We start from the raw sequence: 14,779 nt of genomic DNA on the forward strand, positions 1-14,779 counted from the left end.
GGATGATCATTACGCGAGAGGATTTACGTACCTGGCGAGTCGGGCCCGTCATCTATCGTTGGTTTGTCCGTCGCTTTCCGAATGGCGGCAGCTACGCCGACGTGCATCGGGCGCTGAGCAGTGAAGGCTATCTCGACTGGGCAAATAGCCTGGTGGAATATGCCTGGTCGCGCTGGCTGGATGAGGAGAGCTTTGCGCGTCAGGATATCAGCGCGATGGACAGCCTGGTGAGTGCGCAATCGCACCACGGTAATAGCGAACACATTGCCTGCGCGGACGATAACGTTCATCTGGGATGTGCGGGCGATAACGTCAAAATTGCCAGCGTGGGGTACGCTTCGCAGATTGCCAGCGCGGGGTACTGCGCGCGCATTGGCAGCGCAGGCTACAACACGCATATAGGTTGTTCCGGCGATCGCGCGCGGGTGGCGGTGGCAGGGAACTCAACCCGCGTAAGCTGCGCCGGTGACGGGAGTCGTATTGCCAGCGCGGGAATGCGGGTGCGCATCAGCACGCTGGGTGACAGGAGCAATATTGCCAGCAATGGCGATCTGGCGCAGGTTGTCAGCTTTGGCGCCAATGCCAGAATTGCCAACAGCGGAGAGAATGTCCATCTCGTTACCAGCGGTGACAATGCGGTCATCGCCAGCACCGGGCACGTTGACTCCCTGATACTGGGGCCCGGCGGCTGTGCTGCGCTGGCGTATCACGATGGCGAACGTACCCGTTTCGCCGTTGCCATTGAAGGCGAGAACAACATACGCGCCGGGGTAAAATATCGCCTCAACGAACAACATCAGTTTGTTGAGTGTTGAGCCGTTTATCGGATAGCGAATCGTCGACGGGTGAATCTCTCCAGGCCAAAACAGAGCAGGTAATAGACCAGTCCGGTAAAGATAAAAATGGCCGCCGGGTAAATCTGTACCCGGTTATTCACCTGACCGGCGACGGTAGTCAGTTCAGGAACATTGACGATAAACGCCAGCGACGTGTCTTTCAGCAGGCCGATAAAAATGCCGGTCAATGACGGCATTACATTGCGTAGCACCTGGGGAAGCAGAATGAGCCATAATGCCTGAAACGGGCGAAATCCCTGCACTACCGAGGCGTCGTACTGCCCGGCAGGAAGCGCGTTTATGCCGGCATAAACGGAGTGCATCACCGATGCCGCAGTAAACCAGGCCAGCGCCAGAGTGACGGTAACGGCGCCGGGAAGATCGCTTCCGGTAAGCATTGGCAGCAAATACCACATCCAGAAGATCACGAAGATCAGCGGAATGCCGCGAATAAATTCTGCCCAGAGAAACAGCCCATTACGGATAACGCCCGGAAATCGCCAGGCAAGACAGGCGAGAACCACCCCGCCGGGAAGCGCCAGCACGCCAGCACCCAGCGCCATCAACAATGTGAGGAGCACGCCGCCGGGTTGACCATCAGCAGCGCGTCCCCACAGCAGGTAATCCAGATTGTCGGTAATGACCGAAATATTAGCGATCATGGTGTGGACTCCTGATGCTGAAAATACGCGTTTTGGGTTTCACTCTTTTGGCCGGGGCGGGGTTTAGCCGCGCCAGTAGCAGACCCAATACAATGCCGGTCAGCAAATAGAGCGCGGTGCCGACGGCAAAGGCTTCCAGAGCATGGGCGTTATAGCTTTCAATTTGTCGCACCTGATAGGTCAGTTCGGCAAAGCCGATACCGCTGGCAAGCGATGAGAGTTTCATCAGATTAAGGTATTGTCCCACGATGGGTTGCCAGGCGTTTGCCAGCCCCTGGGGGAGCAGAATATGGCGGAGGGTCGTCCATGCGGAAAAACCTTGCGATACAGCGGCCTCTCGCTGCCCGGCGGATACCGCCTGCAACCCCGAGGCGATCTCCTCAACCAGGAAGGCCGATGTGAATACCCCCAGCCCCCATGCGGAGCAGAGAAATTCTGGCGTCAGCCACCAGACATCGCCAGGCAGGATCGACCAAAAATGATCGGTATTAACGAAATCAATCACGTCACGGGGCAGAAAATTCCACGCTGCGAAGTACCAGAACATCAACTGCACAAGCAGAGGCGTATTGCGAAACAGCGAGACCCAGGCGGCGACCAGACGGCGACCGAATGCGTTGCCGGAGAGACGTAGCGCGAGCAGGATAATCGCCAGCAGTGTCGATAGCAAAACGCCTGCCAGCGTGACCCAGAGCGTGGTCAAAAAACCCGAGATGACCCATTGCAGAGGTTGCCCGCTCAGCACCCCCTGCCAGTCCAGAGTAAGCATTATAACGATGACTCCTGGTGTAACGGATCGAGCACTTTCTTCAGGAAGCGCTGGGTTCTGGGGTGCTGCGGACGGGTAAAAAATGCTTCAGGCGAGGCGACTTCCAGAATATCGCCGCCATCGATAAACACGACACGGTCGGCAATTTCGCGAGCGAAGTGCATCTCGTGCGTAACGACGATCATGGTGATCCCGCTGTGGGCAAGATTCTTCATGACCTGTAAGACTTCGCCGATCATTTCCGGGTCCAGCGCGGATGTTGGCTCATCAAAAAGGATAATTTGCGGAGAGGAGGCCAGCGCGCGGGCAATGGCGACGCGCTGCTGCTGTCCACCAGAGAGCTGGGCGGCAAATGCGTCGGCTTTTTCAGCCAGACCCACCTGATCCAGCAATTCGCGGGCTCGCTGTTTGGCGGCCTCTTTATTCCAGCCATGCACATATTCCAGCGCCAGCGTAATGTTCTGCTGCGCCGTCAGATGGGCGTAAAGGTTGAATTGCTGGAATACGAATCCAATGCGGCTGCGTAACTGGCGCAGCGCTGCGCCCTTGAGCTGACCAATGGGCTTATCATCGATAAAAATATCGCCGCCGCTTAATGACTCAAGCTGGTTGATGAGTCGAATAAGCGTGGATTTTCCCGAACCGGATGGCCCAAGGATGGTAACGACTTCTCCGGGTTCCACCGTCAGATTGACACCGTTTAATACCCGGTGCCCGTCGTACTGTTTGATCACATCGCGCAGTTCAACGCGCGCCTGACGCAAATGCGTAAAATCCGCAGCCGAAGCTGCGGAGCGGGTAAACAAACCTGAGAGCATATTACTTCGCTTCTATTTTAAAGGCGCGCGGCTGTGGATTTTTGGTTTCGGGGCCGAACCAGACGTCATAGATTTTGGCCGCCTGTCCGGTGGACTCGAGCTTCAGCAGTTCATCGTTCACCGCCTTTAACAACGCGGGTTCGCCTTTTTTCACCCCGACGCCGATTTCCTCTTTACTCAGCAGGTCGGGTAGGATTTTAAAGTTGGCTTTGTCCGGCGCCCCGCTTAACAGGCCCGCCAGAATGGTGCTGTCCTGGGTGATCGCCTGAACGTTGCCATTACGCAGCGCAGTCAGCGCCAGCGGGATATCATCATAGGCCAGCACGCGGGATTGCGGGAAACGCTGGTGCAGCGCCTGTTCCCCCGTTGTTCCTTTCACCGCGCCAATTCGCGCGCGGCTGTACTCATCCAGCTTGTCGGGGGAGGTCGCCGGAACCAGGAATTGTTGCCCGGTGACAAAATAGGGAACGGAAAAGTCGATAACCTGGGCGCGCTCCGGGGTGATGGTAATATCCGCGACGATCAGATCGGCCTTACCCGATTGCAGTAACGGGATACGGTTGGCTGGGTTGGTGGCGACCAGTTCTAGTTTGACTCCCAACGATTTGGCCAGCGCTTCGGCAAAATCAACGTCGTAACCAACGATTTTATGCGTTTGCGGATCGACGGAGCCAAACGGCGGGTTCGCATCGAACGTGGCCACTTTCACTACGCCGGCGGCTTTAATATCCGCCAGTTGATCGGCCTGGGCGGGTAATGCGGCAATACCGGATGCGAATAGCGCACTTAATGCCAGTAATGTTTTTTTAGTGCTGTGAATTGTCGTTGCCATCATCTTCTTTGATATCCCTGTAGAGACGCTAAATAATTCATGTCGCGGTCAAAAAGGCCGCTGCATTCGCGACATGATTGGGTTTGTCTTTTTACGCTCCCACAACTCGCCGTCGTCACCAAATAAGAAAAGATTCTTATCTATATACAAAAAGATATTAGTAAAACAGATGTTAATGGTCGGTGAATTAAGATGGGATGGTCTAATGCAATAAATGCACAAGGATGGCAGGATTTCGTATTTCATTTTTTCACGCGAATGCGCTGCAATAAAACGCATCCAGCATACAGACAGAGGGGCGGAGAAGATGAATGGGTTTAAACGTCTTTGGCATACTGTGGTGAAAGCACGTCCACAGACCCGACAGTACGATGCGGAGCCTCATCTTCAGCGTATTGTTGAGTCTGTTCTTCCTGTCGCCAGCCTGTATGGCGTGGATATCGCCAACATTGATCCGGAGTGGTTCCGTGATAAAACAGAACGCTGAACATCGACAAACGCGCGAGGCATACTGGAACGAAATCTGCGCGCTTTCTGCGGCTTAATCCTGAATAAAAAAACCGGCATTACGCCGGTTCTGTCGTTATATTTTGCAGGCATCGCCGCAATCATCATCCGCAATAACCGCCTGGGCTTTTTTATCTGCGTCTTCCACACGTTCAGCGTTACGCTCTTGCGCTTCCTCCAGCCCGTCAAAGACCAGATTGTCGAGATCAATATCCATCAATCACCTGTTTAGTTCAGTGTTTGCCAGCTTTCCAGTATAGGGCAAAATCTGTGATTGATGCACCTTGCGCTATTGGCGATCGGTGCGGTTGCCAGCAGGGAAAGCGGAAATCCCGCCATCCCTGCCAATAGGTTACTGCTCGGTGAGTTCCATATCCGCGATAAAGGGGAGATGATCGCTTGCCGACGACCAGGTGAAAGCAGGGGAGTTATGCGGAATGTCTATCTTCTTCACATCCCATTTTTGCCCCTTGAAAGTGAAGATGTGGTCAATATCAATCGCCGGGTTAACCGCAGGCCATGTACGATAATCCGTCCCCTGTTTCTCAACCGGATTAAAGAAATAGCCAATTTCTTTTAACGGCTGTTCGTCACGGGTAGAGTTGAAATCGCCAGCCAGAATTTTTATTGAAGAGGCGATATCTTTAAAATCGGATGACGCATCGCCAATACTGACATCCAGCAGATGGCGGACTTGCTCAATTCGCATGGTGGGATCTTTTTGCCAGTCAAGGTGGGTAACCATGACCAGTACCGGCGTATCGAAACCCGGAACCTCAATTTGCGCCAGTAATGCTACCCGTTGTTCTGCATCGCCTGAGGGTAAATTGATAACCTGAGTATGCTGAATTTTGTATTTCGATAAAATGCCGAGCCCGTATTCACCACCGTCAAAATCCAGCGCCTTACCAAAGGCATAGTGATAGTTATTTGCATCAGCGATCGTTTTCAATTGATCAATCTTTTGGCTTCTTGCGGTTTTATTATCAACCTCTGGAACCGCAATGATATCGGCTGCAATTTTTTTGATAGCGGCATTAAGCGACGTGAAATCAGCTACATTTTCGGACGCTTCATTTTTGCCGATGTTATAGGTCGCAATTCTTAAATGAGGCTTGTTGTTTTCATAAATCTTATCCGGGACACCGCCTTTCTGAACGGCGAGAATTTCATTACCGGCAAGTTTTTCACTGGCTATAGCGTGCGTGGAAAGGCAGCTTAGCGCGAGGAATGTCAGTGTAAAGATGTTTTTCATAACGAATAGAGGCCTTGTTTATTTGCTGTTATCGCCACTATAACGTGCATAAAAATAGGTTACTGTGAGACTTTGCACAAACTTATATTGTTTTGCGAAATAAGTGATTAAAATACATTCACCAGAATTTTAAATGTGAATGAAGGCCGTAACGGTTTACTTGACCCGCAGAGCCTTTCGGGTAACTGTATGTAATGTTGTAAAAATCTGAATTTCACCTGTAAAAAAAGGAATAACGAAGAGATGTATGGCCGTGAGTATCGAAACGGGCGTCGTCGCATGGCGCCGTTTTTAGCGATCTCTTGTATTACTTTGCTGTATGGCGCGAAAGGGTATGCCAGGCCGGATATGGAGCCGCTGGGGCCGAATATCGCCGATCGGGGTTCCGCGTTTTACCATTTCAGGGTTGAAAATTTCGACTCCGCCGACGGAAAAAGGCATTACAAGGTCTGGACCGGCATTCCTGATAAAACGCCGCCAGCGTCGGGTTATCCGGTTCTGTATATGCTGGATGGCAACGCGGTGATGGACCGCCTGACGGAGGACTTGCTGAAACAACTGGCGGAAAAAACGCCCCCCGTTATTGTCGCCATCGGCTACCAGACCCACTTACCCTTTGATCTGAACGGCAGAGCCTATGATTATACGCCCGCGCTGGAAGTGAAAAGCGGGGCGGAGGGGCGCTACCGTCGACCGGGTGGCGGCAGTGGGGACTTCCGTCGACTGCTGGAGACGCGTATCGCGCCGCAAACGGAACAAGGACTCAACATCGATCCTGAACGACGCGGCGTATGGGGACACTCCTACGGCGGCTTATTCGTCCTTGATTCGTGGCTGTCGTCGTCATTTTTTCGGTTTTACTACAGCGCCAGCCCATCGCTGGGAAGAGACAATTCCTCGTTGTTAACCCGGTTAACCACAATGGATGCCGCGAAAAATTGCCATAAGCGTTTATTTTTCATGGAAGGTTCCGCTTCACCGGGGAAAAACGCGCAGACTCCGGTTTCCGATATCCTGAATAAAACCCGCGACGCCGTTTCCGCCCTGCAAAAAGACGGGCTTGCGGTTGCCTGGTGGAATTACCCGGGGTTGACGCACGGGCCGATGTTCACCGCCTCTTTTCAGAGCGCGTTACTGAATATGAGCGCGGAGGAGACTCCCGGGGCAGCGCGCTGCGATTAACCGGGCAGTGAGTGAAGAGGGCGGCGGGAAGCCGCCCTTAGCCATTACACTATGATGCGTGTCTGGTGGTCGTCAGAAGTGCAGTCCCACCTGCATGTAGTAGGTGCGGCCAGGTTCGTTATAGGTGTTCGCACCGGCTCCCCACAGATACGCGCCCGTGGTGGCGTTACCGGTGGTCTGGGCATTCCCTTCACGGAAGTGGCGCTTGTCGAACAGGTTATCGATCCCTGCGGTTACATCCACATATTTCGTCACCGCGTAAGTCGCACTCATGCCCACCAGCGCATAAGGCGATACCTGTCGGGTTTCGCTGCCCGAAGTGGGGTTCCCTTGATAAGTGTATTTTTTCGGTTTCTGGCGGCCATACCACGTCAGCGTACCCTGCACCGACAGATCGTTAGCGGCCTGCCACTCCAGCGTTGAGTTGATGGTGTATTTGGGAATAACCGACAGGTAATCTCCACTCTTCTTATTCTTGTTCTCGATGATATAGGTGAAGTTATTTTTCATCTTCAGCGTATCGGCAAGCGGGAAATTGAACGTCCCTTCCAGCCCCTGAACGACGGCTTTTGGCACGTTTTCCCATTGATAAATATTTGCGGAGGTGGCTTTGCCCGCAACCGAGTCACCGGCTGCAATCTTGTCATGGTAGTCGTTGCGATACCAGGTCAGCCCGGCCTGCACTTCATCATGATTATATTCAATCCCTACCTCTTTATTGACGCTGGTTTCTGCTTTCAGATCGCGGTTGCCTTGCAGATAGCAGGCGCCGCCGCCGTAGCATCCCTGGCCTTTACTGAATAACAGGTAGTTGGGGTTGGTTTGATACAGGTTTGGTGCTTTCCATGCGCGGGCAATACCCAGTTTTAACGTGAAGTCACCGCCCAGTTCCTGGGAGAGGTTCAGTGACGGACTCCAGTTACTGCCGCTAATACTCTGGTGGTTGAAGCGAATGGCAGGGGTCAGACGGGTGCTGTCCGTCAGTTCAAGGTTATCTTCCGCAAAGATGCCGTAAATATCCGCTGAGCTGTATTTGCTGCGCCCGGTATCGCAATCCCCGGAACCGAGCCTCCGCCGGTGGTGGATTCGGTATTTGACGACGGATCTTTCATCGCCTGGTGGTTAAATTCCGCGCCAAAGGTCAGCGTCTGGCTAACCCACAGGTCAAGCGGGATATTCACTTCCGAGTGCAGGTTGGTGTCATACAACGAAATGGTCGAGAACCCTTCATTTGACGGGCTGAAAATCCCCGAGATGCCGCCAGAGAGGCCTTCATTGAGGCGGGTATTACGCGTTTTTTCAAACTGTACATAGTTATTGGTGGTGACGCCGCTGTCCCAGGCGCCGGTATATTTCAGGCTGAGCGTCTGGCGGTAGAGAACGTTTGTTTCTTTGCCATAATATTTTTTTACCAGCGCGTTGCTGTTGGTGTTTTGCGTATCACCGGCATACAGGTTGCCGTGGCGACTGTAGCCGGCCCCCAGTTCCAGCGCCTGCATCGGCATAAATTCCCAGCGCAGAGCTGAATTGATGTCTTTATTGATAAAACCTTCACGGCCAGCGGGGTAGCTACCGGCATAAGAACCGATACGCGGGGTCGTGTGGTTTTCGTTGATATCCTGGGCATCAGCCTGCGTTTTATTCCAGTTACCGTAGACTCGCAGGGTCAGATTATCCGCCAGCGCGCCGCTTAAACTGCCGTTATAGCGTTTGGTGCTGCCTTCGGATTTGTGCTGTGGAAAGTTGTAATAGGTATTTAAACTGCCGTGCCATTCGTCCGTCGCCGGTTTGGTGATGATATTGACGACCCCGCCCATTGCGCCACTGCCGTACATCGCGGCGGCCGGGCCACGGATGACCTCAATGCGCTCGATCATTTCTGGCGGCACCCAGTTGGTGTCGCCACGGGTATCGCGCTCATCGCTCCAGCCATAGCGCACCGAGTTGCGGCTGGAGACAGGCATACCGTCAATCAGAATCAGAGTGTTCTCCGGCCCCATGCCGCGGATATCAATCTGGCGGTTATTCCCGCGTTGTCCGCTGTTAGAGTTCCCGGTGAGATTGACGCCCGGCATGGTGCGAATGATCTCAGCGACGTCGCGCTGTATTGGCCGTTTTTTAATGGCCTCACTGTCAATGATAGAGACGCCGGGGGCCTGGAGCGTCTGTTCTTTGGCCGTCACGACCATGGTTTCGCCGCTGTTTATTTCTTTGTCGCGGGCAGCCTGTTTCTCAGGTGGGTTACTGGCGTTTGTTTGTTCTGCTTTCTGGTTTGCCGCTGTTTTGATGTCGTCAGCCTGTACCGCAGGAATCGCCAGACTCCCTGCAATAAGCGAACTCAAAAGCGATAATTTATATGCCTTTTTTATCATGATATTAATCACTTGCCATTGTTAAAAGAGAAATTGCGTGAAATAACTTATTAGCAATATTTCTCATTTGCAACACAATAATGATTATCATTTACATTTTTAGTCGTGCGAGCGCGCTGCCGTTAGCGGCAATTTCAGGTTATTAAATAGAATAAAATCAGTAAGATAATTAATATCAGGGCAGCAGGCGTGAAGGGACAGTTGCGGTTGTTGGTCTGTACAACGGTCAAACCATGAATTCAGGAAAGATTTGTGGGAACAATGCGCTGTGGGAACAGTGTGCTGTGTGGATAAAGAATGGTGCGTCTGAATGGACTCGAACCATCGACCCCCACCATGTCAAGGTGGTGCTCTAACCAACTGAGCTACAGACGCAGGATGGTGCGTTCAATTGGACTCGAACCAACGACCCCCACCATGTCAAGGTGGTGCTCTAACCAACTGAGCTATGAACGCAATGTTGCAGGTGACAACGGGGACGAATATTAGCGGCAGAGCCGGAATGAGGCAAGAGGGAAAACGTAATTTTCTTCCTGATTTCACTCGATTGCAGAGGAAACGCGCAAAATGTCGAGAGAATAGCCGCCGTTCGGCGGCTATTGCTGATTTATCGCGCAGCGCGCTGCAAAATAATCGCTGATGACTGGCGTTGCAGGTATCGCATACGCAGCATCATCATAATAGCCGCAGACGTCAGGCCGATAATAAAGCCCATCCAGAACCCGGCCGGTCCCATGCGATCCACCACCAGATCGGTCAGCGCGAGGATATAACCGCTCGGTAATCCCAGCACCCAGTAAGCTGTAAAGGTAATAAAGAAAATCGACCGCGTATCTTTATAACCACGCAAAATACCGCTGCCGATAACCTGGATCGAATCGGAAATTTGATACACCGCCGCCAGCAGCATCAGTTGCGCGGCGAGCGTGACCACTTCAGGATTGTCGTTATAGAGCAGGGCGATAGGCTCACGCAGCGTCACGGTAAAAATTGCGGTGATAACGGCCATGCAAACCCCGACGCCCAGCCCGGTTCTGGCGGCTGTCTGGGCATCCAGCGTTGAGCCCTGGCCAAGTCGATAGCCCACGCGGATGGTAACCGCAGCCGCTAGCGACATCGGCAATACGAACATCAGCGAACTGAAGTTCAGGGCAATCTGGTGGCCTGCGACATCCACAATACCCAGCGGTGAAACCAACAGCGCCACCACGGCAAACAGGGTGACTTCAAAAAACAGCGCCAGGGCGATCGGCAAACCTAGCTGTACCAGACGTTTCACGACCGCCGTATCCGGCTTGCTGAATCCGCGCTCGTTGCGGATATCGCGCATTGAACGCGCACGTTTCACATACGAGGCCATCGCGATAAACATCACCCAATAGACCGCCGCCGTGGCAACGCCGCAGCCCACGCCGCCGAGTTCCGGCATACCGAAGTGGCCATAGATGAATATATAGTTCACCGGAATGTTGACCAGCAGGCCAAGGAAGCCCATGACCATGCCGGGTTTGGTTTTTGCCAGACCTTCGCACTGGTTACGCGCAACCTGAAAGAACAGGTATCCCGGCGCGCCCCACAGGAGCGCGCGAAGATAGCCCACGGCTTTATCCGCCAGCGCAGGATCAATGTTATGCATAGAACGGATAATGTATCCGGCATTCCATAGCACAAACATAATGAGAACGGACACACAGCCCGCCAGCCAGAAGCCTTGTCGCACCTGGTGAGCGATGCGTTCGCGGCGGCCAGAGCCGTTGAGCTGCGCGATAACCGGGGTCAGAGCCAGTAACAGCCCATGACCAAACAGAATGGCGGGCAGCCAGATGGATGTGCCGATAGCGACGGCAGCCATATCCGTGGCGCTGTACCCGCCAGCCATCACGGTATCGACGAATCCCATCGCGGTTTGGGCGATTTGCGCAAGAATCACCGGTATTGCCAGAGCTAATAACTGACGCGCTTCACTGATATACTTCTGCACGTATACACCTATTATTTGTTGTTATTTGAGAGACTAAAAAAGCCGCCTTAAATGGCAGCAAGAAGAAAATGCAGGGGAAATTTCAGTCTATTGTAGCGAGGAATACGTAATTCTCCAGTGAAAAAACAGGCGCTTTTAGCGCTTTGCTGGCAACCTGATTTTCCACCTGCTATTGTGCTGGGCAGAGATGTATTAACTGATTTCAGGAGTTGCAGGTATGTTTACAGGTATTGTGCAGGGCACCGCGAAACTGGTGTCGATTGATGAAAAACCGAATTTCCGCACGCATGTCGTGGAATTACCTGAACACATGCTGGACGCGCTGGAGACTGGCGCATCGGTGGCGCACAACGGCTGTTGCCTGACCGTCACTGAAATAAACGGTAATCAAATCAGCTTTGACCTGATGAAAGAGACGTTACGCATTACCAATCTTGGCGATCTGAGCGTCGGCGATCTCGTTAACGTGGAGCGTGCGGCGAAATTCAGCGATGAGATTGGCGGGCATTTAATGTCGGGTCACATTATGACCACGGCTGAAATTTCGAAAATTCTGACCTCTGAGAATAATCGTCAGGTCTGGTTTAAAGTTCAGGACCCGCAGCTGATGAAATATATCCTGTATAAGGGATTCATCGGCATCGATGGCATCAGTCTGACGGTAGGGGAAGTGACGCCAACGCGCTTTTGCGTTCATCTGATCCCGGAAACGCTGGAACGCACCACGCTGGGTAAGAAAAAACTGGGCGCTCGCGTCAATATCGAAATTGATCCGCAAACCCAGGCGGTTGTTGACACCGTCGAGCGCGTGCTGGCGGCACGGGAAAGCGCGGCGAACCTGCATGCAGGCGACGCGTAACCAACCCGACGTAAAAACCCCCGCAGCGCGGGGGTTATCAGGATTAGCGGGGAATACGCAGGCCGTGTTCGACGCCGCGAGAAAAAACCACCTGCCATAGCTGTATATCACGGGCGCGAAACGCCCCGGCGCATGCATTCAGATAATAACTGAACATGCGTTTAAACCGTTCGGTGTAATTATCTGCAATTTCCGGCCAGCCGTTGATAAAGCGAGAATACCAGGCCATCAGGGTGGTGTCGTAATCTGCGCCAAAGTTGTGCCAGTCTTCCATCACGAAATGCGATTCGCTGGCATTCGCAATCTGGCGAACAGACGGCAGGCACCCGTTCGGGAAAATATACTTATTGATCCACGGGTCGACGTTATTATCCGTCTTTTTGGAACCGATAGTGTGGAGCAGGAAAATACCGTCCGGTTTCAAATTACGGTCGACCACTTCAAAATAGGTTTTATAGTTCTTCGGCCCGACGTGTTCAAACATACCAACGGACACAATGCGATCAAACTGATCGTTAAGGTCGCGGTAATCCTGTAGCCGAATAGAAACGTCCAGACCAGCGCAACGTTCCTGGGCCATCTTTTGCTGCTCGGCGGAAATCGTGACGCCAACGACGCTGACGTCATAATTGGACGCCATAAACTGGGACAAGCCACCCCAGCCGCATCCGATATCCAGCACGCGCATACCCGGCTGCAACTGTAATTTTTCACAAATGAGCTTCAGCTTCGCTTGCTGGGCGGATTCCAGTGTGTCGGCATCTTTCCAGTAAGCGCAGGAATATTGCATATACGGGTCGAGCATGCGGGAGAAAAGATCGTTGCCGAGATCGTAATGTTCTTTCCCGACTATCCAGGCGCGTTTTTTACTTTGTAAGTTGAACAGGCGTGCGCCCGCGATACGCAGCGTATCTTTGAAATGGTGGGGGAGTTGGTTTTCGAGCCCGGCTCGTAAGACTTTACTAAAAAACATGTCCAGTCGATCGCATTCCCACCAGCCATCCATATAACTTTCACCTAACCCCAGCGATCCTTCCTGTAATACACGTTTGAAAAAATCGGGGTTTTTAACACGAATATCCGCCGGGGCAGTGCCATTGATGGCGATACCCGCACGGCCCAGCAATTCGTTGGTGATACGATACCAGTCATCATCTGGTACGCTGACTTCTTCTATACACGATGAACTCATAGCTTCTCCATCACTTGGTCGGTGATCAGAACCTTAAAACAGCGTAGACGCTTTTTGGGCTTTGTGAGAAATCTCACGGAATAATTCCGCGAGTCTATTATCCGACGTAGAACAGAGGAAGGGAGGAACCCTTACCGAAAAGGCCATCCGTGGTGAAACGGGAACGCTCCGGTTCCCGTTAACGCATAATAATTATCGTAATATTAACAACCGAAATTTAGTATAGGCCTCAAAATTCGATGATACAACCGAAAATTGTTAGCGAGCTAATTACCTGTTGTTGAACATTTTTAGTGAGATTCGCTGTGCGCAACTTCGGTGTTTGCTGCGCGCGTAGCCGGTTCCTGCGCCTGAAGTTGCAGCCAGTATCCCAGCGCCGCCAGAGCCACCGTCGACAGCATTACGCTGGTGGTGGTAAGCAGCGGCGTGCTGATCAGCCACGAAACGACCAGGCTTGCCAGGAAACACAGACCCAGTTGCAGCGTGTTCTGTAAGGCTGCTGCGCGTCCGGTCGCTTGCGGGAAGGGGCGCAGCGCCTGGGCGACCACGATAGGGTAGATCGCGCCGTTCGCGATAGCCATCACACAGAATGGAATCAGGATCTCCGTCAGCGAAACATGGCTGATGAAGCTGGCGCCCCAGGTGGCGACCACGCTCAGCGCATAGAGAACCAGTAACCAGGGCAACAGCTGTTGACCCTGCCATTTTTGCAGCGCCGCGCGGCAACCGTAACCGCCCACCAGGAACGCGATGGTCTGCGGTACATAGCTCAGACCAATCACCGCCGGGCTATAGCCCATTTCGCTGAGGATAAACGGGGAACCCGTCAGCCAGGCAAAAAAGCTGGCGGAGCAGGCGGCGTAAATCAGGACGTTGCCGCGATAAGTTTGTGAACGCAGCAGGTTGGCGAAGGTCAGTTTTTCCTGGCTGTGGTTATGTGCTTTTGTTGTTGGCTTTAAGCGTAAGGCGGGCAGCATCAATATCAGCGTAATGATGAACAGCGTGGCAAAAATGGCCTGCCAGGAAAAATGCGTCAGGATCCAACTGCCGAGTAAAGGCGCAAGGGCGGGCGATAAACCGACCAGCGGCATAATGGTGGCGAAGATGCGATTAATTTTTTGCGTTGGATAATAATCCGTCACCAGCGCCTGCCAGATCACCGTAGCGGCACAAACCCCCACCGCCTGAATAAAACGCAGTATCAGCAGTCCGGTAGCGCTTTCGACCCACATCATCCCCAGACTGCCCAGCGCGAAGATGGAGAGACCCAGCAGCAAAATGGGTTTACGCCCGTAACGGTCTGACAGCGGCCCCCACAGCAGTTGCGCGACGGCGAAACCGGCCAGGAACAGACTGAGGCTGGCGCTGACAGCCGCCGCCGGTGTTTGCAGGTCGGCCTGAATTGCCGCGAACGCGGGCAGATACATATCTGTTGCTAGAAAGCCCAGCACGCTGAGACCCGCCAGCCAGACTAAAAAACCTTTTCCGGGTTGCATAATTGTTTCTCTTTTCCA

Annotated in this window: 13 protein-coding genes, 2 tRNA genes and 1 pseudogene; 4 read left to right on the forward strand and 12 right to left on the reverse strand. The window is 53.0% G+C overall.

The features are described from left to right. Nucleotides 1–2: 2 nt before the first annotated feature. On the forward strand, nucleotides 3–815 hold the full coding sequence (ydhT, locus tag OGX93_RS10790; RefSeq protein ID WP_047457302.1) for a protein YdhT: 813 nt from the start codon (nucleotides 3–5) through the stop codon (nucleotides 813–815). 5 nt (nucleotides 816–820) lie between these two features. Here the strand turns inward: ydhT and OGX93_RS10795 are convergent, their stop codons facing one another. From OGX93_RS10795 to OGX93_RS10810, 4 genes are read right to left on the reverse strand one after another with little or no spacing between them, the layout of a single operon-like run. Next, entirely contained in the window at nucleotides 821–1,498 is a 678-nt protein-coding gene (locus OGX93_RS10795; RefSeq protein WP_012132563.1) for an amino acid ABC transporter permease, read from the reverse strand. Beyond that, the gene (locus OGX93_RS10800) at nucleotides 1,488–2,267 is read right to left on the reverse strand and encodes an amino acid ABC transporter permease (RefSeq protein WP_047457298.1); all 780 of its coding nucleotides are present in this window, start codon (nucleotides 2,265–2,267) and stop codon (nucleotides 1,488–1,490) included. Before OGX93_RS10800 ends, OGX93_RS10795 begins: the two co-directional genes overlap by 11 nt. Then, on the reverse strand, nucleotides 2,267–3,085 hold the full coding sequence (locus OGX93_RS10805) for an amino acid ABC transporter ATP-binding protein (protein ID WP_047457295.1): 819 nt from the start codon (nucleotides 3,083–3,085) through the stop codon (nucleotides 2,267–2,269). The genes OGX93_RS10800 and OGX93_RS10805 overlap by 1 nt, the downstream gene beginning before the upstream one ends. A gap of 1 nt (nucleotide 3,086) precedes the next feature. Next, entirely contained in the window at nucleotides 3,087–3,920 is an 834-nt protein-coding gene (locus OGX93_RS10810; protein WP_047457292.1) for an ABC transporter substrate-binding protein, read from the reverse strand. Nucleotides 3,921–4,224: 304 nt separating this feature from the next. Here OGX93_RS10810 and OGX93_RS10815 point away from each other — a divergent pair, with 304 nt between their 5' ends. Beyond that, nucleotides 4,225–4,404, forward strand: a complete 180-nt coding sequence (locus OGX93_RS10815; protein WP_024130375.1) for a hypothetical protein — start codon at nucleotides 4,225–4,227, stop codon at nucleotides 4,402–4,404. A 96-nt stretch (nucleotides 4,405–4,500) separates the two neighbouring features. On the opposite strand, the gene OGX93_RS10820 is transcribed toward OGX93_RS10815, so the two are convergent. Together OGX93_RS10820 and OGX93_RS10825 are read right to left on the reverse strand one after the other, a co-directional pair. Beyond that, the gene (locus tag OGX93_RS10820) at nucleotides 4,501–4,641 is read right to left on the reverse strand and encodes a hypothetical protein (protein WP_096753850.1); all 141 of its coding nucleotides are present in this window, start codon (nucleotides 4,639–4,641) and stop codon (nucleotides 4,501–4,503) included. A gap of 135 nt (nucleotides 4,642–4,776) precedes the next feature. Next, entirely contained in the window at nucleotides 4,777–5,679 is a 903-nt protein-coding gene (locus OGX93_RS10825; RefSeq protein WP_110494299.1) for an endonuclease/exonuclease/phosphatase family protein, read from the reverse strand. A 243-nt stretch (nucleotides 5,680–5,922) separates the two neighbouring features. On the opposite strand from OGX93_RS10825, the gene OGX93_RS10830 reads away from it, so the two are divergent. Next, nucleotides 5,923–6,861 carry an alpha/beta hydrolase gene (locus OGX93_RS10830; protein ID WP_115181686.1) on the forward strand — a complete coding sequence of 313 codons (939 nt, stop codon included), beginning with the start codon at nucleotides 5,923–5,925 and terminating at the stop codon, nucleotides 6,859–6,861. Between the two features lie 72 nt (nucleotides 6,862–6,933). Here the strand turns inward: OGX93_RS10830 and OGX93_RS10835 are convergent. The 4 genes and pseudogenes from OGX93_RS10835 to mdtK form a co-directional block, all read right to left on the reverse strand. Continuing rightward, nucleotides 6,934–9,233, reverse strand: a pseudogene (locus tag OGX93_RS10835) (TonB-dependent siderophore receptor). A 298-nt stretch (nucleotides 9,234–9,531) separates the two neighbouring features. Next, nucleotides 9,532–9,608 (reverse strand) — tRNA-Val (locus OGX93_RS10840). Nucleotides 9,609–9,612: 4 nt separating this feature from the next. Then, nucleotides 9,613–9,689, reverse strand: a tRNA-Val gene (locus OGX93_RS10845). Between the two features lie 151 nt (nucleotides 9,690–9,840). Beyond that, a complete protein-coding gene (gene mdtK, locus OGX93_RS10850) occupies nucleotides 9,841–11,214 on the reverse strand; it encodes a multidrug efflux MATE transporter MdtK (protein ID WP_047457282.1) in 1,374 nt (457 codons plus the stop codon). Between the two features lie 217 nt (nucleotides 11,215–11,431). On the opposite strand from mdtK, the gene OGX93_RS10855 reads away from it, so the two are divergent. Then, nucleotides 11,432–12,073, forward strand: coding sequence for a riboflavin synthase (locus OGX93_RS10855; protein ID WP_012132549.1), 642 nt, complete (start codon nucleotides 11,432–11,434; stop codon nucleotides 12,071–12,073). 43 nt (nucleotides 12,074–12,116) lie between these two features. On the opposite strand, the gene cfa is transcribed toward OGX93_RS10855, so the two are convergent. Together cfa and punC are read right to left on the reverse strand one after the other, a co-directional pair. Beyond that, complete coding sequence (cfa, locus tag OGX93_RS10860; protein ID WP_012132548.1) at nucleotides 12,117–13,265, reverse strand: cyclopropane fatty acyl phospholipid synthase; 1,149 nt, start codon at nucleotides 13,263–13,265, stop codon at nucleotides 12,117–12,119. A gap of 290 nt (nucleotides 13,266–13,555) precedes the next feature. Next, nucleotides 13,556–14,761, reverse strand: coding sequence for a purine nucleoside transporter PunC (gene punC / locus OGX93_RS10865; protein ID WP_286449612.1), 1,206 nt, complete (start codon nucleotides 14,759–14,761; stop codon nucleotides 13,556–13,558). Nucleotides 14,762–14,779: the final 18 nt, after the last annotated feature.

Origin of the sequence: Citrobacter sp. CK195, from assembly GCF_030333365.1 — a bacterium.
GTDB classification, from domain to species: domain Bacteria; phylum Pseudomonadota; class Gammaproteobacteria; order Enterobacterales; family Enterobacteriaceae; genus Citrobacter_B; species Citrobacter_B koseri.